Here is a 24533-nt window from a genome sequence, read left to right on the forward strand (position 1 = left end):
GGTGCCGCCGTGGCGTTTCCTGCCAGCGGTAAAGGATAATCAGCGGTGTCAGATTTCCAGGTTCAGGCTAAAACCCGCCGTAGCGCCTGAGGTGTGGAAGCTGTCCGCTTTATACAACGGCACGCCGGCAAACAGGTCGTAGCTGAACCGCTGCCACAGCGATCCCCGCACGCCAAGGGCGCTGCCCGCCAGCTGGTGTCCAACCAGATAGCGGGTACCGGGTCCGTTTACGCGCCCGTAGTCCGCAGCCAGGTACAGCTCCTGCCCCTGTGCCAGCACGTTCCACGCCAGCTCGTTGCGCCACAGAAATCCCTTCTCGCCGGAGAGCATCTGCTCGCCGTCAAAGCCGCGTACCGTATAGCGCCCGGCTATGGCCATGCGCTCCTGCGGCGTCAGTGCGTTGCTGCTCCACTGGCCGCGCACCGCGGTGTAGTAGCGCCACGGCTGTTCCGCCAGTGCGAAAGGCTGATTAAGACTGAGATCCGCCAGCAGGATGCCGGTACGGGCGCTGCCGCTGTGGGTGAGTTCTTCCGGGGCGCGCTTCGCGCCCAATGCACCCGTACCACGATGCCAGTTGATATTGGCATCCAGCGTGCTGTCGCCGAGGTAGCTGTGCTGATTAACGCCAATTTCCCATCCGGCGGTGCGGCGGCTCTGTTGATCCATATTGATGCCGTCGACCGCATTGGTGGAACGCTTGCGCCAGCCGCGCAGATTCAGCGTGGTTTTGTGCGACTGATTACGAAAAATCAGCCGCGACAGGGTCAGCTGGGCATTGTTACTTTTGCCGCTGTAGGTCAGCACCTCGTTGGCGTTAGGGATATTCTGGTGGTAGGTATAGTTGTTGTAGTTGGCCGACAGCGCCCAGTAGCCGAACGGGAAAAAGTAGTTCAGGGCATGAGAATGGTTGCCAAACGGCCCGTGTTCAAACAGGTCTTTGCCCGCATTCACGTAGAACAAGTCGTTCTGGGCAAAGGGAGCATCCACAGCCAGTGTAGCCGATCCCAGGTAGCGGCCGGTGCTTTTCGACCCGCTGTCATCCAGCCCCAGGCTCAAACGTACCGGGCGGCCTTCCTGCCAGTTCACCAGCAGATCGCTGGTCGCATCCTGCTGACCGGGAACGATCTGAATATCGGCGGCGGCGCTGGGAACGCGTTTAAAGTTCTCCAGCCCCTGTTCGATATCACGCAGGTTAAGGATCTCACCGGGGGAGACCGGAATGGCATTCCACAGCCGACCGCGCCACGAAACGGTATCGTCAAAGCGGACCTGGCCGATACGGCCCGGCTGCAGCGTCAGAGTCAGCACGCCGGTCGTCAGATCCTGCTCCTGCGCCATCACTCGCGTAGTGACATAGCCTGCGGCCAGAATGGCGTTCTGTACCTTGTTTATCGTCAGCACGATACCCTGGCTACCGAGACAGCGCCCTTTTGCTCCCTTTGCGGCATTTAGCGCCCAGCCAAAACGATCGGCGGAATCCCCGGTCAGGCGCAGGCTGTTGATAATAAAGCAGGGAGACTCATTTTGCGGATAATCGGGCAGAGCCACATCCGGGCGGCGCAGCCGGGTATCGGGGTGCGGGGTATTTTCCTCGCGCAGCACGCGCTCGCGCTCCTGCTGGCGTAGCTGTTCCTGCGCATCTATCGAGGCGGCTTCCCGCGCGGGGCTGTTGAGTGAAGCCAATACCGGCGTGACGGCGACGGACAGGCCAAGCCATCCCCACCGGATAAGACGTAATAAACCCTGAGCGCAGTCCTGGCGCATTCCCTGCTCCTTGCGTTGTCATCCATGACGGCACCTCGCCTTTCGCTTTCCAAACCAGAAAGCAGGCTACGATCGTATTAAGGTGCCTGTTCAAAATACTGCAAACCGTAAAATAATATGTCGGGCGACAATACTATTGGAGCCACAGGAGAAAATGCAAATTAAATTGATAAAATATTCAGACTGTACCGGAATGATTTAATCCACTTTCCAGTTGAATATTAAAAATCAGGATTTTATCTGACCGGTAAGCCAGAATTTTTTATAGCGGGCTGGCGGTATGCCAACAAGATTATGAAAGATGCGGTGGAAGTTATTCACGTTGTCATAGCCCACCGCATTAGCGACTTCCGTTACGCCCAAATCGGTACTGAGCAGTAGCGTTTGCGCTTCGCCTATTCTCCGTCGGGTTTGATACTGCTTAGGGGAATAGCCTGAATAGGCTTTGAATACGTGTGCCAGATAAAACTGGTTCATATTTAGCGCAGCGGTAATCGATTTAAGGGCAATATCACTTTTGTAGCGGCTGTCGATGTAATCTTTAATTCTCTGCCCCAGCAGCGATTCCGAGGTTTCCTTTTCCTGTTTATTGGCAACCCAGATACTGCGGCACAGCAGTAACAGTGCGCTGAGCAATGCCTGGCTGATTTCTTCCCCGTATACGCTTCTGCTGCTAACGTGCTGCCACATCTGTCCGAACATTCCGCAAATCTCGGTGTAAGCCTCACCGCTGGGCATGACCGCAACCTGCGAACGGGCGGTAAGGAAATTAAGCGGCAGCCCGTCAAACTTCAGCTGTTCAACTCCGCAGCTAAAAATCAGCAGATCGTCTGAGGCATGGGGATTTTCATCATGCAGGATGCCGTGGTTAAACAGCAGAATGTCGCCGCGCTTCACGTGATAGCCGCGACCGTCAATGTTGTAAATGCCGCTGCCCTCAGCGATAAACATCAGCTCGAAGCGGTCATCATGCTGGTGCATCACGCGCGGAATGGCGGCCTCCATGCCTTCAGCCTTGCAGACAAAGGCCAGTTTTGGCCGTGTGCCCTGCTCAAAGAAGCGAGAAGAGGACTGTGGGTTGAGGCAGTAGATCTGCATGATGTCTCCAGTGGGTGTGCCGCTATTCTTGCATCATCAATGACGGCAGTAGTCATCATTTTTGCTTTTTATGATTATTTAACCTGTTGAGTTTAAAAGCTTTGAAAATAATCGCCAGTGGCAGAAATGTATAAATTTGCTATCGCTAATTTTGCAGAAAAGGAAACATGATCGCCGTCACATTTTAAATCTGTTCATAAATCACACCGGAGTGAGTCATTTTTAATACAAACGTGTAAATAGAGAAAAATCGCTGACGATCTGTCGCTCAAAAATCCCCCACTTTATCCGGTGGAACGCGGAAATAATTAAAAATCATCAAAACGGCATATGTATTAAAGTGAATTTCGAAACATCAATTTCGGCACATCTTCATTCTTGCTTTGTCAATCATGACAATGGTTAATGTGATTAATATCACTCAAAACACGCAATATTATGCGTATTTTATGATCTCCGGCACGTTCTTAAATCTTATCTTTTCGCCCTCATGGTTTTTTATTTTCACTTTGATGTAACGTAACCTCAACGACAGCACTTTCACTACGTAACAACCGGTGAAAATTAGATTCCCACTCTGTCTTTCACATTCAGAAAGGGTGACTGAATATTTAGCGCCGGCTTTGCGCTATAAAAATTAATTAATCATAACCTAATCGATAATATCGGCTCGTCCCTGTTTTACCTTATAACCAGATGGAACAGTTATGTCTAATATTACAAACCTGCAAAATAATAAACGGATGCGGATGATTACTATCGTCTCGACGATAGGCGGTCTGTGTTTCGGCTATGACACCGGGGTTATTTCCGGCGCATTAATCTTTATGAAATATGATTTAAATCTGACGCCTGCAGAAGAAGGCTTTATTACCTCATTCCTGCTGTTCGGTGCGGCGTTAGGCTCTTTATTTGGCGGCTATCTTTCCGATAAACAGGGGCGACGCAAAAACCTGCTGTGGGTTGCCGCTATCTTTATGTTTGGCGCATTGGGTACGGCTTTTGCCTGGGATGTGCCCTCAATGATTGTGGCGCGCTTTATTCTGGGTCTGGCGGTCGGCTGTGCCTCGGTAACGGTGCCGATTTACATCTCCGAGCTGGCGCGCGCCGATCAGCGTGAGCGGCTGGTGACGGTTAACGAACTGATGATTGTGACCGGTCAGTTCCTCGCCTACAGCGTCAACGCCACCATCGTTAATCTTTATCCGGATATGGGCCACAACTGGCGCATTATGCTGGCTATCCCCGCATTGCCGGGCGCGCTGCTGTGGATCGGCATGTTAATGATGCCGGAATCGCCGCGCTTCTTTATGCGCCGTGGCGAAACCGAAAAAGCCATTAACGTATTAAAGACCCTTCGCGCACCGGAAGAAGTTGAGCGTGAAATCAGAGAGATCCAGCAGGTCATTAAAGCCGATGCGGTGAAGTTTAATCTGTTCGAAGAGCTGAAAAAGCGCTGGGTGGTACAGCTGCTGTTAATCGGTTTAATGATCGTCCTTGCCACCCGTGTGACCGGCATTAATACCATTATGTATTACGCACCGACGGTGCTGAAGTCGACCGGGCTTGGCGATGCGGCAGCGGTTACCGGCGCAGTCGCCAACGGCGTGGTATCGGTACTGGCAACGCTGCTGGGAATGGTACTCATCGGCAAACACTCGCGGCGCAAAATGTTCTTTACCGGTCAGGCGGGCGTCACCATCAGCCTGATCTTAATCGGCCTGTCCTTTAAGGTCTTCTTCCACACCGAAACCCTCAACGGCGTTGACACGCTTCACGCGAACTTCGACGGCGCCAGCTACATCATTCTCGGCTTAATGTTGGTGTTCCTGGTCTTTATGCAGGGTTGGATTGCCCCGGTGTTCTGGCTGATGCTGGCAGAAATCTATCCGCTGCGGATGCGCGGGGTGGGAATGGGCTTTGCGGTATTCGGCCTGTGGATCTTCGACTTTATTATCCAGCTTATTTTCCCGGTCCTGCTCAGCCAGTACGGCGGCGGAATGACCTTCGGCTTCTTCGCTGCCACGAATATCGTCATGCTGGTTCTGCTGGTGAAATATCTGCCGGAAACGCGCGGGCTGACGTTAGAACAAATCGAGAAAAAGTTTCGTTTTTAACTTAAAGATGTAAGGGAAATAAAATGACGGTAAAAATCGGTTTAATTGGCCTGGGTATGATCGGCCGCGACCATCTTCAGCGTTTTAACAATGTCATTACCGGCGCGCAGGTTACCGCAGTCTGTGATATTAACCGTGCAGCCGCCGATGCCGTTGCCGCCGAATATCACGCCACGGCGTTTTATGATGCCGACGAGCTGATTAACTCAGACCAGGTTGATGCCATATTTATTTGCTCGATTGGCCCGGTGCATAAAGCGCAGATCCTCTCCGCGTTTAAAGCCGGCAAGCCGGTATTTTGCGAGAAGCCGCTAACGCCAACCGCAGATGAATCGCAGGAAATTATCGCCGCCGAAGTCGCGGCCGGTAAGCGCCTGCTGCAGCTGGGCTTTATGCGCCGCTTTGACCCGGGCTATCAGGCCCTGAAGCAGACCATCGCCAGCGGTGAGCTGGGTGAGATCATGCTGATCCACTGCGCGCACCGTAATCCGTCGGTCCCGGAAAGCTATACGCTGGAAATGGCGGTCAACGACTCGGCCACCCACGAAATCGACATTATTCGCTATCTGCTGAATGAAAATATCGTCTCGGTGCGCGTGGATAAACCACGTAAGAAAACCAGCCGGGCGTATCCGCATCTGCAGGACCCGCTGATTGTGATTTTCGAAACCGAGTCCGGCGTGCGCATTGATGACGAGCTGTTCGTTAACTGCAACTACGGCTACGACATTCGCTGTGAAGTGATCGGTGAGAACGCCATCAGCGGCCTGACCGAGCAGGCGCTGATTTACACCCGCTCCCCCAACGGCGTCAGCCGCCATATTTCCCAGTCCTGCATGGAGCGCTTCGCCACCGCTTACGACCGTGAAGTGCAGAACTTTGTCGACAATATTTCCCGCGGCAGCGCCATGACCGGTCCGTCATCGTGGGATGGCTATGTTGTTGCACTGGTGTGTGATGCCGGTCTGGCATCGCTGAAAGATGGCCAGAAACACGATGTCACTATTCCAGAGTGCCCTGCTCTTTATTTGGCATAACACAGTCAGTGTCAGGAGAACGCCATGTTGAAATTGTCTGAAGAGGTTATTTATCTGGATTGCCAGGCCGCGAATAAAACCGGGGCAATTAAAATCGCTGCGGATGAGCTGGAAAAAGCGGGCTACGTTAAGCCCGGCTTTTTTGAGGCGATGCTGAAGCGGGAAAAAGACGTCTCGACCTGGATTGGCGCGGGCATCTCCTTTCCACACTGTGCCAAAGAACATATCGATCTGGTCAAAAAAACCGGCTTCCTGATTTTCCAGTTTCCAAACGGCGTCAGCTGGGGAGCCGGTCAGGTGGTCTTTATTATGGTGGCCGTGGCGGCAACGAAAAATGAACACGTTCAGGTACTGGCGGATATTGCCGATATGCTGGGGGATGATGCCAATACGTTAATCCTCGCCAGCGCCAAAACTAAACGTGAATTTATTGACCAGTTTGAACAGCATTAATCTTTTTATTAAGGATGTAGCATGAAACTCGCATTATGTACCGATGTTCTGGCCGATCTTTCCTTCCCGGATATGCTGGATAAAGTGAAAGGTTACGGCATTTCCGGCGTGGAAATGACCGCTGGCGGCTGGTCGCCGTGCCCGCATGTGAAAACCGAAGAGCTGCTGGGCTCGCCGGAAAAGCTGCACCAGTTCCAGGCTGAGCTGGCTAAGCGCGATATCGAAATCGTGGCGCTGAACTGTTCCGGCAACCCGCTGGCTCCGGGCGAGCTGGGCGAGAAGCACACTCAAAGCAGCTATCGCGCCATTGAGCTGGCGGGCAAGCTAGGCGTGAAAAAAATCGTGATGATGAGCGGACTGCCGGGCGGCGGACCGGAAGATCGCGTGCCGAACTGGATCACCTCGACCATCTCCTGGCCTGATTACATGCCTGGCGTGATCGACTACCAGTGGAATGAAGTGGCAATCCCATGGTGGAAAAAATTCGTACAGCACGCGAAGCAGCACGGGATCGAGAAGATCGCCATTGAAGAGTTCCCGTGCCAGCTGGTGTACAACCCGTCCACGCTGCTGCGCCTGCGTAACGAAGTGGATGAGATGATCGGTATGAACCTCGATCCTTCGCATCTGATTGCTATGGGCGCAGACCCGATCGCAGCGGCACGCAAGCTGGAAGGCGCGATCTTCCACGTTCACGGTAAAGATGCCCGCATCGAGCGCGGCCTGGCGGACGTTGACGGCCTGATGGAGTATCAGCCGGTGACCAATACCAAAACCCGCACCTGGAACTACGTGGCGGTGGGCTGCGGCAAGGATCTGCTGTGGTGGAAGGAGTTCTTCTCGGTGCTGCGGATGACCGGCTACGACGGCTACGTGTCGCTGGAGATGGAAGATCTGACCATGAGCGTGGAAGCGGGATTACAGACGTCGATTGATGCGCTGAACGCCACGCTGAGCCGCTAAATCGGCTCAGGCTCAGGCTCAGGCTCAGGCTTCAAAGCCTAATTGATAGGGGTAACGACATGGCTGCGGCGATGCCGTTACCCTCAACAGATCGTAAACTCGGCGCGGTCTGCACGCCTTTTCACGCCACCTGCCAACCTTCAGACCGATCCCCTGCCACCCGCTATCAGCCCTGACCTTTTAGCCATCAGCCAGACAATTATCAGACCGGGGCATAAACCAGCGGGATAATCTGCTTCGCAGTCAGTGGTGCCAGCATCAGGCTGTCGAACTCTGCCGCAGACACCCATTTCACCTCTTCGATCTCCGCCGCAGGCTGCAGCTCTCCGCTCACGTTTTGAATACGGAAAATATCGGCGACCAGCAGATGATCCGGCTCGTTGGCGGCCACGTCAGTAAACTGCCCCAGCGGGGTCAGATCGCCCGGCGTAATCACCAAATCAAGCTCTTCCTGAAGTTCGCGGATCAGCGCGGATTCCGGCGACTCTCCGGCATCCAGCTTACCGCCCGGCTGCATAAAGTAGGACGTGTTACGCTTGCGCACCAGCAGCAGACGCCCGGCATCGTCGACGATCACCGCAGCGGCAATATGGATCTTCTTCTTATCAACCATGCTGGCTCCCTACTGGCGAAGCCCACTTGGTTGCCGGCGGCGTGTAGTCGTTAAAGTAGTCGATAATTTCCACCAGGCTGTCGGAAAACAGCAGCATATCGATATAGCTCTGCCTGATAAATCCTTCAGCGGCCATGCGCTCAATCATCGCTTTCAGCGGCTGGTAGAAACCGTTCACATCCAGAAATGCGCAGGGTTTGTGATGCATACCGAGCTGCGCCCACGTCCACTGTTCGAAGATCTCTTCCATCGTACCGGCCCCGCCTGGCAGCGCGATAAACCCGGAGGACAGCTCGGCCATCCGCTGCTTGCGCTGGTGCATATTTTCCACCACCACCAGCTCGGTCAGCCCGGTATGGCCAATTTCTCGCTCAAACAGCGCATGAGGGATCACTCCGGTCACACGTCCGCCGTGCTGCAGGGCAGAATCCGCGACCGCGCCCATCAGCCCCACCCGGCCACCGCCATAAACCACGGCGATATCCTTTTGCGCCAGCAGCTGGCCCGTGGCGCGCGCTGCATTCATATACTCTGGGGAACATCCTTCAGCTGAACCGCAAAAAATGCCGATTGAATTCATCTTTTTTCCTTCGGAATCGTTCTGTTCAAATAGGGCAACTGCCATTGGCTCACAGGATACGCGGGAGCGATTATCCCCGCCAGAAATGGTCACGGAACGTGGCTTTTTTATCCCGATGCGCCCCCGTAGCGTTAGTCCGTTTGGCTCTGCAATCCTGTCAGAATCGAGGATGCCTGAAGAGAATGAAGCCCAAACGATCTGAGGCTGTGGTGTACTTAACTTTACAAAAATGACAATTGAGAACGATTCCTGTTTGGGTGATACTTCCCCTTTTCTCAGGGGAAGAGCCCGTGGCGGAATACTTTTTACTTTTTATTGGCACCGTGCTGGTTAACAATTTTGTGCTGGTAAAGTTTCTCGGGCTTTGCCCGTTTATGGGCTCATCGAAGAAGATGGAAATGGCCATCGGCATGGGTCTGGCAACCACTTTCGTACTGACCCTGGTGGCGGTGCTGTCATGGCTCGCCAATCATCTGATCCTGGTGCCGCTGGAACTGACCTATCTGCGGGTGCTGGTTTACATTACCGCCAGCGCGGTTGTCGTGCAGTTTACCGAGCTGGTTATCCGCAAAACCAGCCCGGCGCTCTACCGCCTGTTGGGCATTTTCCTGCCGCTGATCACCACTAACTGTGCCGTACTCGCCGTTCCTCTGCTGAGCACCAACCATCAGCACGGCTTCCTGCATGCCGCATTTTACGGCTTCAGCGCGGCGGTGGGTTTCTCGCTGGTGATGGTGCTGTTTGCCGCGATTCGTGAACGACTGGAACACGCTGAAACCCCCGCCCCCTTCAAAGGCGCACCTATTTCGCTGATTACCGCCGGTCTGATGTCGCTGGCGTTTATGGGCTTTATCGGGCTGGCGGAGGCGTAAGAACGCGAGCCGCTCGCTGTGATTACCGCGCCAGCCAGAATTCACGCTGCAAGGCCAGCGTTTCATCCTCGACCTCGGCAACCGGGCCAAGAAGCACGATGTCTTTCTGCCCATGGCTAAAGATATAGGAAGCCGGGATGCTCATCGTTGGATTTTCCAGGTGCCCACCCGTGCAGGCCAGCAGCTTATCCTCGCTCATGCCATAAACCACTTTACCGATGTTCGCCCAGTAGATCGTGCCAGCACACATACAACAGGGCTCGACGGCCGTATAAAGCGTACATCGCCAGAGATATTCCGCTGGGTAGTTGCTGGCAGCAATTCTGGCCAGCGTCGATTCAGCGTGATTAACCGTATCAATGTTGCACTGCGTTAATAATACGGTGCTGCCATCAGGGGCAACCAGCACGGCACCGAAGGGATGTCGACCCAATGCGATAGCCCGGCGGCCCACCTCATTAGATAATCGGAGAAACTGAATATCATCAGGGGTAATCACAGTGAAACCTCCGTTTTAAGCGCGCGCCGATGAAGTAACGAATTGAGAAGCACGGCGGTGAATCCACCGATAAAAATCCCACTGCTCATAAACAGCCTTATTGACGCCGGTAAGTGCTGGAAAAGGGCAGGAAATGCCACCGGCAGCACGCCGATCGCAATAGAGACGGAGACAATCAGGACGTTTTTCTCATCGCCAAAATCAACATTTTTCAACTCCTGAACACCCGCCGCCAGGGTCATGCCAAACATTAAAACAGCCACCCCACCGAGTACCGGATTCGGGATTAACGCCACAATAGCGCCGAGTTTTGGAAACAGCCCCATCAGCACCAGGATAAGACCAGCCGCCATTAGCACGCTTCGGCTGGTGACTTTGGTCAACATCAGCAGGCCCGCATTTTGTGAGAAGGCGTTATAGGGAAAACTATTCAGGCAACCGCCAAGCATGGTGGACAGTCCGTCGGCACGAATCGCATCGGCCAGACGCCGTGACGTCGTTGGCTGCCCGATGAGTTTATCTATCATCAAAATATTGCCCGTCGTCTCGGTCATCACTATCAGCATTGACAGACACAGCACCACGATCGGTGCGATAGAAAATTGTGGACTACCAAAGGCAAACGGCAGGCTAAAACCGACCCAGGGAGCCTCGGCTACGGTACTGAAGTGAGTCATGTTGCACAGCCAGGCAATTAAAGTGCCGATGAGCAGGCCGAACAGGATACTGAAGTTGCGCATCACTCCACGGGTATTGCAATAAAACAACAGAGTGATAGCGAGGGTGGAAAAACCGAGTAGCAAATTTTGCGGCTGTGCAAAATCAGGGGCGTCAGGGTTCCCTCCTCCCAGCCATATCGCTGCGGCAGGCATAAGGGAAATGCCAATCAGAGAGATCACGCAGCCAATAACCAGCGGCGGGAAAAAACGCACCAGGCGGCTAAAAAAGGGCGCAGCCACCATAGTAAACAGGCCGCAGGCAATCACCGATCCGAAGATAGTAGCAATACCGTATTGTTGCCCAATCATAATCATCGGAGCCAGTACGATAAAAGAGCATCCCTGGATTAAAGGTAAACGACTGCCGAAACGCCCAATACCCACTGCCTGCAAAAGCGTTGCCAGACCCGAAGTCAGCAGGCAGGCGTTGATCAACGTAATCGTCTGGCTGCTGCTCAATTTCAGCACGGCCGCCAGAATCAGCGGTACGGTAACCGTACCGGCATACATCACTAAAACATGCTGAATCCCCAGAGACGCAATACGTTTTATTGTCAGCGGGTCAGCGGTGTTCTGGTTGTCTACAACATTAGCCATGTTAATCCCCTAATGAACTCGCAAAGGAAAGAGATGGCCAACTATATGTGGGTAAACATGATATAAGTTAGTTAGCTGCTTTCAGTTTTATTGAAATCTCGGGGCTAATATGAAGTATTCATTGGAACAGCTTATGGTGTTCGAGCAGGTTGCCCGATCGGGTTCATTTTCTGCCGCCGCGCGAAATATGAAGCGGTCGCAGTCGGCGGTGAACATGGCAATGAGTAATCTTGAGGATGAATTTAATGTCCGCTTATTTGAGCGTTCTCCCCGCCAGGTCACATTAACCGGGGAAGGAACGGTATTGCGGGAGTATATAAAAACCGTACTCGAACAATGCAACGTCCTTGAACAAAGGGTGGCGGATTACAACATTCAGACTGAGGCCTGCATCACCCTGGCGATTGAAGTACCTTACCCAACAATTGCGCCTGTTTTATATGAATTTGCTATGACATTTCCCCAGGTTGATATCCATATCCGAGAACCCCATCATGGCGATGTTGCGGGCCTGGTGAGCCGTGGAGAAGTTGATGCGGGAATTGTCCTCTCCCGGCGTATTGATAGCGATCGGCTCCAGTTTATTCAACTGGGAAAATTAATTATGGTTCATGTCGTCAGTGCCTCACACCCACTGGTGAATCAAAGCCCCGTCTCATTTACAGATCTGCATCGCTGGCGGCATATCACTTTTGGCCTCCAGGAACAGCATATTGCGACTACAGAATATCTTGGCAGTCCGATGCTTTGGCGCGTAGAAAGTTATAACGCCATGATTGCCGCTGCCATCGCGGGATTGGGGTGGGCATCTCTGCCGCGCCTGTTTGTTCAGAAAGAGCTTAGCGAAGGTACGCTTGTCGAACTGCGCCAGCAGGAATATCCTCATACGGACTGGGTGGTTGGCGTCGATTTGCTCTGGTCGAAGAAAAAGAACGTGGGCAATTCGCTTAACTGGCTGCGAAATCGCATCATTCAGCACAAAATTTTCGAGCACGATAACAGTGGCAACCGAACGACTTTATAAGCATGGCAATCCGACGAATTAATCCTGAAACGACCCGGCTATGAACACGATCGATCACCTCTTCCAGCGGCTTGCCCGCTCCCCGTTTCGTCAGCGCTTTCATTTGGGCAGCGCGGAATATCGCTATTGCCAGGAGAAAGGCCGGGCGCTGGTCGAGCAGCATACCGCAGAGTTTGTCCGTGCCCGACTGGCACCGGCAGAACCGGCCAATGACGGAAAACAGACGCCGATGTGCGGCCATCCGGTGTTTATCGCCCAGCACGCCACCGCCACCTGCTGCCGTGGATGCCTGAGTAAATGGCATGATATCCCTCAGCATCAAACGATGAGTGAACGGCAGCAGCAGTGGGTCTGCGAGGTTATTCTGCACTGGATTAACCATGAGATGCAGCGGCCTGCTCCGCCGGAAAAAATCAGGAAAACAGGGAAAGTCGTTAAAAAATATCAGGAAGATGGCGGGCAGATGGATTTACTGTGAGCGCGTCGGATTTTATGTGTTCTGGGCCAGTCTTCCGCACTGCTGTCGCATGCCCACAAAAATAGCCTCGGCGATTTCAGCAGGAAATGAGTCTGGCAACAAAGCGGTCACTTTTTCAATCACTTCCGGCGTCATTCCGATAAGTTCATCGATCATTGAGTCAATGTATTGGCTATCCAGCCCAACTAATTCTCCATGATTAAGCCAGTGTCGCCGCTGGATCCGAAAAAGCTCGTAATAGTTACCGCTACCGCGAACAGCCATGGCCAGCTTGCATTTCCTCCAGGCAAGCTGACCCCGTGCCGAGCCGATCACCGGCCATGCGGATAGAACATCATAAAGAGGCGTCAGCTCATATCTGTTTTGCGGTTCAAGCGTAATGCTGAAATTCTTTGCATGCCCATCCGTCGCGGCCAGTAGCCAGAAAATAATCTGCACTTTAAAGAACTGTTCCCTGTCACGCGCCGCCCGCTCTGAATGATTCAGGATGGCCATAATATCGGAAATTCCCGGACCGCCATCCGCCTGATATTTCTTCAGCGGTGAAACCCCCAGGGCCTGGCACAGATCCTCCTGGGGTAGACGAACGATCCATTGACGATCCTGCGACCACCTCCGGTCAAAGCGCTCAACGCTCAACACTTTCTGCTCTTCAAACTGCGCAATATGCGTTTTTGCGACAGGGATACCATAACTTTCAAGGATCAGAGAGCACAGCCATTCATTTTCCACGGAGGTACTCATGTCTGCCTGCATATTACCGACCAGCCCTAGTGGCAGCTTGAATATATGGGTGGTCGGTGTGTTGCCTTCAGGCAGGCACCACTGTCCATTCTGCCAAAGAAGGGCCGTTTTTTCCTGAGCACCGGCGATAGATAAACGCAAATCGCCAGGTTCAGACTGCCGTCCTGGCAACCCTGTCGTGGTATCGCGCAGTACAGCGGCAACTTCAGCTTCAGAAAGCGGGCGGCAGTTCACTGAGAATAAATTACTGGGATGCTCACCTGCATTCAGTAACTGTATCGCACCAACACAGTCCCTTCCCAGCTCAGCCAGAAGATCGAAAGGCTCAAGACTTTCAGCCTGATAACGCATCGCTAAACGCCTGCGGATCCCTTCGCTATCAGGCAGCAAATTATCAAAATAGTCGCGTACAATACTGCCACGCCAGGGTTGATTACCCGGCGTGAAAGGCAGTGAAAGCGACAGGGGCCTGCCCAACTCGTCATCAATCCACTCAGGCAGATATTCCAGCCGATCTTCTCCCCTGACCTTTTCCCAGAACCCCACATGAATGCCGTTCATCCAGATAGCTAAACGCTGCTGAGTACGCCGCATAGTTTCACCATTTCTCCTGTCTGGCAGGCGAATAGACTTCTTTCATTGGCTCCTTCGCAGCAGTGACCATCGGCGAATAAGGTCCGGCAGAGAGCACCATTTCAATGCCCAGCACAGTAAACACCTTATACAGACGTTCGATGCTGGCGCTGGCAGGATTGGCTTCCAGGCGAGCATAGGTTTGCTGTGTTACACCCAACCTTTCTGACACATCCTTCTGCGTCATCCCTTTTTCCTTACGGAAACCAACCAGCAGCGGCCTCAGCTGATTCAGGGTCTTCAACGGATAAACAGTATTCATAGAGTTTCGACCCTCATTCTAAATCTGTACAAACTATAAGCGGCCCTGCCACTTTACACCCGATAGGCTGTTAATGCAAAATACAGCTTAAAGACTGTATAAAATCTGATACAGCCTGTAAGTTGTAATAAATATAAACAGCTCGTAAGCTGTAAAAAGTCACTATCCGCCTCGCGCCTGAAATGGCGAAGAAATTGCCTAAACCATTACCTGCCGAACTAAATGTGATCCATTACACCTTTCTTCACAAAAGTGCCCACCACCACCTCGTGCAAACTTGCCCGGCAAAAAACAGCATAATCAATTAATTAGAGCCATCTGCACAAACGTGCCGGAAAACACCTAATCATTAGACAAATGTGCAAGACAAAGCTCCGTAAAACTGGCCTGAAACACGTGAATATTACTTTTAAGTCGTTCATCGATCGGGTTATATCAGATCAGGACAGCGAAAACGTGATTTGCACAAATGTGCAGAAACCCGAGGATGACGATGGAAACCAGCGACGATATCCGCCTGATTGTAAAAATCGCCCAGCTCTATTACGAGCAGGATATGACGCAGGCACAAATTGCCCGCGAACTGGGGATCTACCGCACCACGATTAGCCGCCTGCTGAAACGCGGCCGGGATCAGGGCATCGTGACGATTGCCATCAACTACGACTGCAACGAAAACCTGTGGCTGGAACAGCAGCTCAAACAGAAATTCGGCCTGAAAGAGGTGGTGGTCGCTTCCTGTGAATCGCCGTTGGAGGACGACCAGTTGAACATCATCGGCCAGCACGGCGCGCAGCTGGTAGACAGACTACTGGAACCGGGCGATATCGTCGGTTTTTCATGGGGCCGGGCCTTACGTGCACTGGTCGACAATCTGCCGCAGGCCGGCCAGTCGCGGCATACGATTTGCGTACCGATTATCGGCGGCCCGTCCGGCAAACTGGAAAGCCGCTATCACGTGAATACGCTGACCTACGACGCCGCTGCGAAATTAAAGGCAGAGTCTCACCTGGCAGATTTCCCGGCACTGCTGGACAACACACTGATTCGCAACGGCATTATGCAGTCCGAGCATTTTAAAACCATCTCTTCCTACTGGGACAATCTGGATGTCGCCCTGGTGGGGATTGGCTCCCCGGCGATCCGCGACGGAGCAAACTGGCACGCGTTTTACGGCAGCGAAGAGAGTGACGATCTCAACGCCCGCAGCGTGGTCGGCGATATCTGTTCGCGCTTTTACGATATCGACGGCGAAATGGTTGAAACCAATATGAATGAAAAAACGCTGTCGATAAAAATGGAAAAACTAAAACAGGCGCGCTATCGCATCGGCATTGCGATGGGGGAAGCCAAATACGCAGGCATCCTTGGCGCGCTGCACGGTAAATATATTAATGGTCTGATAACGAATAAAGAAACCGCCGAGTCGTTACTGAAGTAAAAATAACAACGTGATTTCACGCAGATTTTTCTGCGGGGAATCCCTTTATCTAAAAAACGAGGGGCATGAAATGAACACATGGTTAAACCTGGAAGGGAAAATAATTATTGTTACCGGCGGTGCATCGGGAATTGGTTTATCAATCGTCGATGAATTACTGGCACAGGGTGCCAATGTTCAGATGACCGATATCCACGGCGGTGATAAGTATCATAACGGCGAGAATTATCATTTCTGGCCAACCGATATTTCCAGCGCGACTGACGTTAATCAAAGCGTAGAAAATATCATTCAAAAATTTGGCCGCATTGATGGCCTGGTCAATAACGCCGGGGTCAACTTCCCGCGTTTATTAGTCGATGAAAAGGCACCGGCGGGCCGTTATGAACTGAATGAAGCGGCCTTTGAGAAAATGGTCAATATCAATCAAAAAGGCGTGTTCTTAATGTCGCAGGCGGTCGCGCGGCAGATGGTCAAACAGCGCGAAGGGGTGATCGTTAATGTCTCTTCGGAAAGCGGGCTGGAAGGTTCTGAAGGCCAGAGCTGCTATGCGGCAACCAAGGCAGCGCTGAACAGCTTTACCCGCTCATGGGCAAAAGAGCTGGGCAAACACGGCATTCGCGTAGTGGGCGTTGCGCCGGGCATTCTGGAGAAAACCGGTTTGCGTACCCCGGAATATGAAGAGGCGCTGGCCTGGACGCGCAATATCAGTGTGCAGCAGCTGCGCGACGGCTACAGCAAAAATGCCATCCCGATCGGCCGCTCTGGCCGCCTGAGCGAAGTCGCGGACTTCACCTGTTACCTTATTTCAGAGCGTGCAAGCTATATAACCGGAGTGACCACTAACATCGCTGGCGGTAAAACTCGCGGTTAAGGAGAGAAAAATGGTCAACGTTATTTTCTGTGCCCACGGCCAGTTTGCCTGCGCCGTACTGGATTCCGTGAGGATGGTATACGGCGAGGTTAACGCCACGGCGGTGGAATTTGTCCCGGGTGAGAACGCCGGGGATATCACCGCAAAACTGGAAAAGTTAGTTAGTGCTCACAATGAACAGGAGTGGCTGATAGCCGTGGATTTACAGTGCGGAAGCCCGTGGAATGCGGCGGCAGCACTGGCCATGCACAATCCCCGACTGAGGGTCATCAGCGGCCTGTCGTTACCTCTGGCGCTGGAAGTGGTGGATAACCAGGACGCAATGAACGTTGATGCCCTGTGTGAACACCTGACGGCCATAGCCAGTCAGTGCTGCGTCGTCTGGCAGCTGCCGGAAACCGTTGAGGAGGATTTATAATGAACATTACGCTTGCCCGCATCGATGACCGCCTGATCCACGGCCAGGTCACCACCGTCTGGTCGAAAGTGGCCAACGCCCAGCGCATTATTATCTGCAATGATGACGTATTTAACGATGAAGTCCGCCGCACGCTGCTGCGCCAGGCCGCGCCGCCGGGTATGAAAGTGAACGTGGTGAATATTGAAAAAGCAGTCGCGGTTTATCACAACCCACAATATCAGAATGAAACCGTCTTCTATTTATTTACCAATCCGCAGGATGCGCTGGCGATGGTTAAACAGGGCGTAAAAATTGCCACGTTGAATATTGGCGGCATGGCATGGCGACCGGGGAAAAAACAGTTAACCAAAGCGGTTTCTCTGGATGAGCAGGATATTCAGGCTTTCACCGAACTGGATAAGCTGGGTGTAAAACTCGATTTACGCGTGGTGGCTTCCGATCCATCGGTAAATATCCTCGACAAGATTAAAGAACACGCTGCCACAGAATAAAAAACAACAGCGCCTGTATTTATGCCGTGACAGGCAGGTACCGTCATATTTCAATGGTGAAAACGATGGAAATAAGTACCCTACAAATAATCGCTATTTTTATTTTTTCCTGTATTGCCGGAATGGGCAGCGTGCTGGATGAATTCCAGACCCACCGTCCGTTAATTGCCTGTACCGTTATTGGCTTAATTCTTGGGGATTTAAAAACCGGGATTATGCTCGGCGGCACGCTGGAGCTTATCGCCCTCGGCTGGATGAACGTTGGCGCGGCGCAGTCGCCTGACTCCGCGCTGGCCAGCATCATCTCCGCCATTCTGGTGATTGTCGGCCACCAAAGCATCGCCACCGGTATTGCTATTGCGCTGCCGGTCGCCGCGGCGGGCCAGGTGCTGACGGTGCTCGCCCGCACTATTACCGTGGTGTTCCAGCACGCGGCGGACAAAGCCGCGGAGGAAGCGAAGTTTGGCACCATCGATCTGCTGCACGTTTCCGCGCTGGGCGTTCAGGCGCTGCGCGTGGCCGTTCCGGCACTGATTGTTTCGATGTTTGTCAGCGCCGATATGGTCAGCAATATGCTGAACGCCATCCCGGAATTCGTCACCCGCGGCCTGCAAATCGCCGGAGGCTTTATCGTGGTGGTCGGCTACGCCATGGTGCTACGCATGATGGGCGTGAAGTACCTGATGCCCTTCTTTTTCCTCGGCTTCCTCGCGGGCGGCTACCTCAATTTCAGCCTGCTGGCCTTCGGCGGCGTCGGTGTGATTATCGCGCTGATCTATATCCAGCTGAATCCGCAGTGGCGCAAGGCCGAACCTCAGGCTTCCACCACATCTTCCTCCTCCCTCGACCAGCTTGATGACTGATGGTGACCACAATGGAACAGAGAAAAATCACCCAGGGCGACCTGATTAAGATGTTTCTGCGCTCGAACCTGCAGCAGGCGTCATTCAACTTCGAACGTATTCACGGGCTGGGATTCTGCTACGACATGGTTCCCGCCATCAAGCGCCTGTACCCGCTGAAGGAAGATCAGGTCGCGGCGCTGAAGCGGCACCTGGTGTTCTTTAATACCACGCCTGCGGTCTGCGGGCCGGTGATTGGCGTGACGGTGGCGATGGAAGAAGCACGCGCCAACGGTGCCGATATTGATGACGGGGCAATTAACGGTATCAAAGTGGGACTGATGGGGCCGCTGGCCGGGGTCGGCGACCCGCTGGTGTGGGGCACGCTGCGCCCGATCACCGCCGCGCTGGGTGCCTCGCTGGCGCTGTCCGGCAATATCCTCGGCCCGCTGCTGTTCTTCTTTATTTTCAATGCGGTGCGCCTGGCACTGAAGTGGTACGGCCTGACCTGGGGCTTCCGTAAAGGGGTCAACATCGTCAGCGATATGGGCGGTAACCTGCTGCAAAAACTGACCGAAGGAGCATCGATCCTCGGCCTGTTTGTGATGGGGGTGCTGGTAACCAAATGGACCAGCATCAGCGTGCCGGTGATCGTTTCCCAAACGCCCGGCCCGGACGGCAGCACGGTGACGACTACCGTACAGAACATCCTCGATCAGCTCTGCCCCGGCCTGCTGGCGCTGGGCCTGACGCTGCTGATGGTGCGCCTGCTCAACAAAAAAATTAACCCGGTGTGGCTGATCTTCGCCCTGTTTGGCTTAGGGATTGTCGGCAACGCGCTGGGCTTCCTGTCCTGATTTTCCGCCCCGCATCGCTGGCGGGGCACACTAAACAATGAGGTGGTTTATGAAAACAACAGCTTTACGCCTGTACGGCAAACGCGATCTGCGCCTGGAAACCTTTGAGCTGCCGGAGATGCAGGACGATGAAATTCTGGCCCGCGTGGTGACGGACAGCCTGTGCCTCTCTTCCTGGAAAGAGGCCAATCTGGGCGCGGACCACAAAAAGGTGCCGGACGATGTGGCAACTAATCCGATCATTATCGGCCACGAGTTCTGCGGCGAGATCCTCGCGGTCGGCAAGAAGTGGCAGCATAAATTCCACGCCGGGCAGCGCTACGTGATCCAGGCCAACCTGCAACTGCCGGATCGCCCCGACTGCCCGGGCTATTCATTCCCGTGGATCGGCGGTGGCGCGACTCACGTGGTGATCCCCAACGAGGTGATGGAGCAGGATTGTCTGCTCTCCTGGGAGGGCGATACCTGGTTTGAAGGATCGATGGTCGAGCCGCTTTCCTGCGTGATCGGCGCGTTTAACGCCAACTATCACCTGCAGGAAGGGACCTATAACCACGTGATGGGCATTCGCCCGCAGGGCCGCACGCTGATCCTCGGCGGCACCGGCCCGATGGGGCTGCTGGCTATCGACTATGCCCTGCACGGCCCGATCAACCCGTCGCTGCTGGTCGTCACCGATACCAACAAGCCGAAGATGAGCTATGCGCGCCAGCACTATCATTCAGAGCCGCAGACCGAACTGCATTATATCGACGGCAACGAGGCCGATTACGATACGCTGATGGCGCTGACCGACGGCAAGGGCTTCGACGATATTTTCGTTTTCGTTCCGAAGGAGCATCTGCTGACCCTCTCCTCTTCGCTGCTGGCCCCGGACGGCTGCGTTAATTTCTTCGCCGGCCCGCAGGATAAGGCCTTCAGCGCGCCGGTTAATTTCTACGATGTGCACTATGCCTTTACCCACTACGTCGGTACTTCCGGCGGTAATACCGACGATATGCGTGCCGCCGTTGAGCTGATGCAGGCGAAGAAAGTGAATGCTGCGAAGATCGTGACTCATATTCTGGGGCTGAATGCGGCCGGGGAAACGACGCTGGATCTGCCTGCGGTGGGCGGCGGGAAAAAGCTGGTGTACACCGGTAAATCACTGCCGCTGACGCCGCTGGGTAAGATTGCCGATCCTGAGCTGGCGGCGATTCTGGAGCGGCATCATGGGATTTGGTCCGGCGAGGCGGAGCAGTATCTGCTGGCGCACGCTGAGGATATTAATGTGGGGTGATGGTTGCAGCTTCGGGCTGGATTAGATGAGTGCTTCGCTATCTGCATGAACGAATGGTTGTAATGCCCGGAGTTAGCGCTGGCGGGTTGTGCCCCCGGTCGGGGGCACAGCCAGCCTACTTTCTGACTTCAGTGTTGCCTGAAAAATGAATTCCGGCTTTCTTCTGGTGAACCCTCAGTAAACTTCCCCGTCACCAAAAGCACCTTCCAGCAGGCAGATTTTCGCCGCGAACTGCGCTCCGGCGTGCAGTGCTGCCGCAATATCCCCCTGCTGGCGGAAACTCAGCAGAAAGGCGGTGATAAATGCATCTCCCGCGCCGAGCGTATCAACTGGCGTAACCGCTTCCGGTGCCTGCTGATACCAGTTTTTGCCGTCGAACAGCAGCGCACCTTCAGCACCGCGCGTGGCAATCGCGTAGCGGCTCCCGGCTTCAACCACCTTAACCAGCAGTTCGCGCGTTTCCTCAAGTGAACGATCCGCACAGGAGAAAAATGCCGCGTCCAGCCAGCGGCAGAGCGGCAGCGCCTGTTCGGTTACGAAATCATCCGAGAAATCATAGCTCAGCCAGCCGGGGAGCTGCGCCAGCTCGGGCAGCTGTTCATCGATATAGCTGTAGCTGCTGGTGTGGATCAACGAAAAATCATGCAGCCAGTCGCGATGCGGCAAAATAAACGCCATCGATTCTGTCTGCCGCACGCCGCCAAGATTGGAATCAAGAAACACCCGCTCACCCTGTTGGATGGTCAGACGCGCATAGCCATTTTCCCCCGCCACCTGGCGGCAGTAGCGTGTATCAATACTGCGCGCGGCCAGCGCACGCTGCACGTGCTCCGCCGCATTATCATCACCAAAAATCCCCAGATAGGCAGACTCCGCCCCCAGCATCGCGGCATAGACGCTGAAGTTCAGCGCATTGCCGCCGGGGTAACGCACGCGCCGGTGCTCATATTTATCGACAACGTTGTCGCCCACGCCAATCACTTTCATCTTACGCTGCCCTTAGTAGTCCACGACGCCCATGTAACGACGGGTTGAAAGCGGATGCTGACGGATATCGGCCAGCGCCGCGCGGTAGTCGCACATGATGCTGTAAAACAGTACCGGGTTAAAGTAGTCCACTACCGACGCGGGCAGCGTGTTCAGGCCCAGCTCCCGGGCATCCACTACCACGGTTTTATCGTTGTAACGGTTCAGGAATGACAGCGCGCGCTGGTCGAGTTCACGCGTACGGCCTTCGTTCATCAGCAGAATAAACGGCACGTGATTGTCGGTGACTTCAAACGGGCCGTGGAAAAACTCGCCGCTGTGGATGGAGGCGGCATCAACACGCTGCATCTCCATCAGCGAGCAGATGGCAAAGCCATAGGCATGGCCGTAAGACGCGCCGCTGGAAAGCACGTAAAACAGGGAATCATGCTGGTAACGTTCCGCAAAATCCGTACAGCGATCGGCCACCTGCGTCCGGCCCTGGCGGATCACCGCATCGATCTGCGCGAAGCCCTGCTGGAAATCCTGCCATCCGGCATAATCCTCCACCTGGCGCAGCACATCGACACACAAGCTGAGGATCAGCGCCATTGGATTATCGGTCACCGGCGTGTCATCTCCCCACTGGTACAGCAGGTTATGGTCGGCCCACTGCAACAGCTGCGCTTCCGCATTGTGAGTCAGCGTTACCGTTGCCGCACCGCGCGCTTTCGCCAGCTTCGCCGCCGCGACGGATTCCGGCGTGTTACCGCCGTGCGAGCAGACGATAACCAGCGATGATGCCCCCAGCGCTTTCGGCGTGGCGTAAACGAACTCATTGGCGGTCATCATCCACGAACGCAGGATGTCACTCTGCTCGCTGAGGAAATAGTGAGAGGGATACATATCCACCAGCGAGCCACCGCAGGCCACCAGGAAAATCTGACGCAGCGGAGTTGTCTGGAAATGGCTGCTCATCAGGGAGGCAATAATGGTTTGGGTCTGCATGGCGTTACTCACCGTAGATGTTGAAATTAAAGTATTTTTTCGCTAAACGATCGTAAGTTCCGTTAGCGCGGATGGTATCGATAGCCTGGTTAAAACGGGCCAGCAGCACCTGATCCTTCAGGCGCAGACCGATACCGGTGCCGGGTCCGAAGATCGTATCGTCTTTGACCTGCGGCTGGATAAGCGTGAAGCTTTGCCCCTGTGGCTTGTTGAGCAGCGCTTCGGTAATCACCACCGCGTCGTCCAGCGTGCCGTCAAGGCGACCGTTGATCAGATCGGCATACACCGATTCCGCATCTGGATAGGTAATGACTTCCACGCCCGCACTACGCCAGTATTGGTTAGCGTAGGTTTCAAACACCGATCCCTGCTGCACGCCAATACGCTTGCCCTTCAGCGATTCCGCCGTGGGATGCAGCGAGCTGTTCTTCGCAGCGATCAGGAATGCCGGCGTGTTGAACAGCTTGTTGCTGAAAGCGATCGCTTTCTTACGCTCTTCGGTGATCGATAAGGACGAGAGAATCGCATCAAATTTCTTGGCCTGTAGCGCCGGGATCAGCCCGTCAAAGCTGTTCTGAACCCAGGTGCATTCCACTTTCATCTCCGCACAGATGGCATTGCCGAGATCGATATCAAAGCCAACCAGCTGACCGCTGGCATTTTTTGATTCAAACGGCGGGAAGGTGGGATCGATGCCGAAACGGATCTGATCCGCAGCCGTTGCCGAGTGGACACTTGCTGACAGAGCGAGAGCGGCTGCCAGTACTGCGATAGTTGTTTTTATTCTCATAGCTGTTCCCCTGGTGTTGCATTTATACCAAAAAACATACCATGAGTATTGATATACGCTTTTAGTGCTTTATATAGCAACAATTATTGTTGATTAAATACCAAAAAAATCCGGATGGTATGTTATTATTTGTGCAGTTTGTCGCTTCAATTAAACGCATTTAGTTCACTAAAACAATATCTTGATATTCAACCTGTTTCATTTTCAACATCAGAGCTAAACAGACCATGAGCACATCTGAAAAGCAGACCAGGAAGCCCAGAAAAAGCTATCTTGAGGCACGTAAGCGGCTGCTGGAGATCCTCCATTCCCCCGATTTCAACAGCGGCGATCAGATCCCCGCCGAACGCGAGCTGTGTGAGCTACTGTCCCTCAGCCGGATGACCGTGCGCAAACTGCTGGCGGAGCTGGTTGAGGAAGGTGTGCTGGAGCGCCGGGGCAATCAGGGCACCTGGCTGCTGGATACCCCCATTGAACGACCGCTACAGCCTGCATTGGGGATCGGTAAGATCCTTGAGCTTAACGGCGCCGTTCCCAGCAGCCAGCTGATCTATTTCCATATATCCACCGCCAGCGCCCGTATTGCGCGCCTGCTGCATATTGCAGAGGGCGACGAAGTGGTGATGATCAAACGCCTGCGTCTGGCCGACGGGCAACCTTTCTGTCTGGAAACCAGCTATTTACCCCGGGCGCGGGTCGTGGATCTCAGTGCCGAAATGCTGGAAGAAGCTGGATCGCTGTATCGCCTGCTGGCCGAACGCTACCAGATTCAGGATGTGTACGATGAAGGAACGCTTCGCGCTGCGGCGATGAACGAAGAGGAACATCAGCTGTTGCAGGCGAAGCCGGAGAGCCCGGCGCTGGTGTATCGCGGGGTGATTTACGACCGGCAGCGTCGGCCAATTGAGTATCTGGTTTCGGTGAATCATCCGCAGCGGGTGGCTTTTCGTATTAACGGGGGATTAAATGAGGTGGATGCTCCGGCGGTTTGAAGTACCTGAATGAACGTCGCAGACAGGCACTACCCGAGATTTGTGTTGCGTTATTAGCAATGTCTGAGGTTGGCGCTGGCTGGTTGTGCCCCCGGTCGGGCGTCCTCGCGCCGCTGCGC

Annotated in this window: 26 protein-coding genes; 15 read left to right on the forward strand and 11 right to left on the reverse strand. The window is 54.0% G+C overall.

Going from position 1 to position 24533, the window contains the following annotated elements; genetic code table 11:
• Positions 1–48: 48 nt before the first annotated feature.
• Positions 49–1764 (reverse strand): ShlB/FhaC/HecB family hemolysin secretion/activation protein, encoded by a 1716-nt coding sequence (locus IBT47_RS19705; RefSeq protein ID WP_200562352.1) that lies wholly within the window; start codon positions 1762–1764, stop codon positions 49–51.
• Between the two features lie 228 nt (positions 1765–1992).
• Positions 1993–2862, reverse strand: coding sequence for an AraC family transcriptional regulator (locus IBT47_RS19710; protein ID WP_200562354.1), 870 nt, complete (start codon positions 2860–2862; stop codon positions 1993–1995).
• A gap of 707 nt (positions 2863–3569) precedes the next feature.
• On the opposite strand from IBT47_RS19710, the gene IBT47_RS19715 reads away from it, so the two are divergent.
• The 4 genes from IBT47_RS19715 to IBT47_RS19730 are packed head-to-tail and all read left to right on the forward strand — an operon-like array spanning position 3570 to position 7432.
• Positions 3570–4979, forward strand: coding sequence for a sugar porter family MFS transporter (locus IBT47_RS19715; protein ID WP_105593051.1), 1410 nt, complete (start codon positions 3570–3572; stop codon positions 4977–4979).
• A 23-nt stretch (positions 4980–5002) separates the two neighbouring features.
• Complete coding sequence (locus tag IBT47_RS19720; RefSeq protein ID WP_200562356.1) at positions 5003–6016, forward strand: Gfo/Idh/MocA family protein; 1014 nt, start codon at positions 5003–5005, stop codon at positions 6014–6016.
• Positions 6017–6040: 24 nt separating this feature from the next.
• Positions 6041–6469, forward strand: a complete 429-nt coding sequence (locus IBT47_RS19725; protein ID WP_200562359.1) for a PTS sugar transporter subunit IIA — start codon at positions 6041–6043, stop codon at positions 6467–6469.
• 21 nt (positions 6470–6490) lie between these two features.
• Positions 6491–7432, forward strand: coding sequence for a sugar phosphate isomerase/epimerase (locus tag IBT47_RS19730; RefSeq protein WP_200562362.1), 942 nt, complete (start codon positions 6491–6493; stop codon positions 7430–7432).
• A 202-nt stretch (positions 7433–7634) separates the two neighbouring features.
• Here the strand turns inward: IBT47_RS19730 and IBT47_RS19735 are convergent, their stop codons facing one another.
• Positions 7635–8045 carry an NUDIX domain-containing protein gene (locus tag IBT47_RS19735; protein WP_200562366.1) on the reverse strand — a complete coding sequence of 137 codons (411 nt, stop codon included), beginning with the start codon at positions 8043–8045 and terminating at the stop codon, positions 7635–7637.
• Entirely contained in the window at positions 8038–8625 is a 588-nt protein-coding gene (locus IBT47_RS19740; protein ID WP_200562369.1) for a TIGR00730 family Rossman fold protein, read from the reverse strand. Before IBT47_RS19740 ends, IBT47_RS19735 begins: the two co-directional genes overlap by 8 nt.
• A gap of 290 nt (positions 8626–8915) precedes the next feature.
• On the opposite strand from IBT47_RS19740, the gene rsxA reads away from it, so the two are divergent.
• Positions 8916–9497: an electron transport complex subunit RsxA gene (gene rsxA / locus IBT47_RS19745; RefSeq protein ID WP_200562372.1), complete on the forward strand. Its 582-nt coding sequence runs from the start codon at positions 8916–8918 to the stop codon at positions 9495–9497.
• 22 nt (positions 9498–9519) lie between these two features.
• On the opposite strand, the gene IBT47_RS19750 is transcribed toward rsxA, so the two are convergent.
• On the reverse strand, positions 9520–9996 hold the full coding sequence (locus tag IBT47_RS19750) for a nucleoside deaminase (RefSeq protein ID WP_200562374.1): 477 nt from the start codon (positions 9994–9996) through the stop codon (positions 9520–9522).
• Positions 9993–11312 carry a nucleobase:cation symporter-2 family protein gene (locus tag IBT47_RS19755; protein WP_200562378.1) on the reverse strand — a complete coding sequence of 440 codons (1320 nt, stop codon included), beginning with the start codon at positions 11310–11312 and terminating at the stop codon, positions 9993–9995. The genes IBT47_RS19750 and IBT47_RS19755 overlap by 4 nt, the downstream gene beginning before the upstream one ends.
• Positions 11313–11421: 109 nt before the next feature.
• On the opposite strand from IBT47_RS19755, the gene IBT47_RS19760 reads away from it, so the two are divergent.
• Both IBT47_RS19760 and IBT47_RS19765 read left to right on the forward strand, forming a co-directional pair.
• A complete protein-coding gene (locus IBT47_RS19760; RefSeq protein ID WP_200562381.1) occupies positions 11422–12336 on the forward strand; it encodes a LysR family transcriptional regulator in 915 nt (304 codons plus the stop codon).
• Positions 12337–12376: 40 nt separating this feature from the next.
• Complete coding sequence (locus IBT47_RS19765; RefSeq protein ID WP_200562384.1) at positions 12377–12814, forward strand: DUF4186 domain-containing protein; 438 nt, start codon at positions 12377–12379, stop codon at positions 12812–12814.
• A gap of 12 nt (positions 12815–12826) precedes the next feature.
• Here IBT47_RS19765 and IBT47_RS19770 read toward each other — a convergent pair whose 3' ends face one another.
• Positions 12827–14152, reverse strand: a complete 1326-nt coding sequence (locus IBT47_RS19770) for a type II toxin-antitoxin system HipA family toxin (RefSeq protein WP_200562387.1) — start codon at positions 14150–14152, stop codon at positions 12827–12829.
• Between the two features lie 4 nt (positions 14153–14156).
• Positions 14157–14453, reverse strand: a complete 297-nt coding sequence (locus tag IBT47_RS19775; RefSeq protein ID WP_200562390.1) for a helix-turn-helix transcriptional regulator — start codon at positions 14451–14453, stop codon at positions 14157–14159.
• A 493-nt stretch (positions 14454–14946) separates the two neighbouring features.
• Here IBT47_RS19775 and IBT47_RS19780 point away from each other — a divergent pair, with 493 nt between their 5' ends.
• The 7 genes from IBT47_RS19780 (at position 14947) to sorE (ending at position 20658) form a co-directional block, all read left to right on the forward strand.
• Positions 14947–15894: a sugar-binding transcriptional regulator gene (locus IBT47_RS19780; RefSeq protein WP_200562427.1), complete on the forward strand. Its 948-nt coding sequence runs from the start codon at positions 14947–14949 to the stop codon at positions 15892–15894.
• A 70-nt stretch (positions 15895–15964) separates the two neighbouring features.
• Entirely contained in the window at positions 15965–16768 is an 804-nt protein-coding gene (locus IBT47_RS19785) for an SDR family oxidoreductase (RefSeq protein ID WP_200562393.1), read from the forward strand.
• 10 nt (positions 16769–16778) lie between these two features.
• Positions 16779–17186, forward strand: a complete 408-nt coding sequence (locus IBT47_RS19790) for a mannose/fructose/sorbose PTS transporter subunit IIA (RefSeq protein ID WP_200562395.1) — start codon at positions 16779–16781, stop codon at positions 17184–17186.
• The gene (locus IBT47_RS19795; protein WP_105593031.1) at positions 17186–17680 is read left to right on the forward strand and encodes a mannose/fructose/sorbose PTS transporter subunit IIB; all 495 of its coding nucleotides are present in this window, start codon (positions 17186–17188) and stop codon (positions 17678–17680) included. The genes IBT47_RS19790 and IBT47_RS19795 overlap by 1 nt, the downstream gene beginning before the upstream one ends.
• Before the next feature lie 65 nt (positions 17681–17745).
• Positions 17746–18543 carry a PTS mannose/fructose/sorbose transporter subunit IIC gene (locus IBT47_RS19800; protein WP_200547122.1) on the forward strand — a complete coding sequence of 266 codons (798 nt, stop codon included), beginning with the start codon at positions 17746–17748 and terminating at the stop codon, positions 18541–18543.
• A gap of 11 nt (positions 18544–18554) precedes the next feature.
• A complete protein-coding gene (locus IBT47_RS19805; RefSeq protein ID WP_200562398.1) occupies positions 18555–19379 on the forward strand; it encodes a PTS system mannose/fructose/sorbose family transporter subunit IID in 825 nt (274 codons plus the stop codon).
• A gap of 49 nt (positions 19380–19428) precedes the next feature.
• Positions 19429–20658, forward strand: coding sequence for an L-sorbose 1-phosphate reductase (sorE, locus tag IBT47_RS19810; protein WP_105593029.1), 1230 nt, complete (start codon positions 19429–19431; stop codon positions 20656–20658).
• A gap of 174 nt (positions 20659–20832) precedes the next feature.
• Here sorE and IBT47_RS19815 read toward each other — a convergent pair whose 3' ends face one another.
• Genes IBT47_RS19815 through IBT47_RS19825 form a run of 3 tightly spaced genes read right to left on the reverse strand, consistent with a single transcriptional unit; the run spans position 20833 to position 23422 of the window.
• Positions 20833–21645 carry a PfkB family carbohydrate kinase gene (locus IBT47_RS19815; RefSeq protein ID WP_200562400.1) on the reverse strand — a complete coding sequence of 271 codons (813 nt, stop codon included), beginning with the start codon at positions 21643–21645 and terminating at the stop codon, positions 20833–20835.
• A 12-nt stretch (positions 21646–21657) separates the two neighbouring features.
• On the reverse strand, positions 21658–22632 hold the full coding sequence (locus IBT47_RS19820; RefSeq protein WP_200562402.1) for an SIS domain-containing protein: 975 nt from the start codon (positions 22630–22632) through the stop codon (positions 21658–21660).
• A 4-nt stretch (positions 22633–22636) separates the two neighbouring features.
• Complete coding sequence (locus IBT47_RS19825; RefSeq protein WP_200547115.1) at positions 22637–23422, reverse strand: ABC transporter substrate-binding protein; 786 nt, start codon at positions 23420–23422, stop codon at positions 22637–22639.
• A 227-nt stretch (positions 23423–23649) separates the two neighbouring features.
• Here IBT47_RS19825 and IBT47_RS19830 point away from each other — a divergent pair, with 227 nt between their 5' ends.
• On the forward strand, positions 23650–24414 hold the full coding sequence (locus IBT47_RS19830) for a GntR family transcriptional regulator (protein ID WP_200562404.1): 765 nt from the start codon (positions 23650–23652) through the stop codon (positions 24412–24414).
• The last annotated feature ends 119 nt before the right edge of the window (positions 24415–24533 follow it).

The sequence above is a fragment of the Erwinia sp. S43 genome (assembly GCF_016624745.1).
Classification (GTDB): Bacteria; Pseudomonadota; Gammaproteobacteria; order Enterobacterales; family Enterobacteriaceae; genus Erwinia; species Erwinia coffeiphila.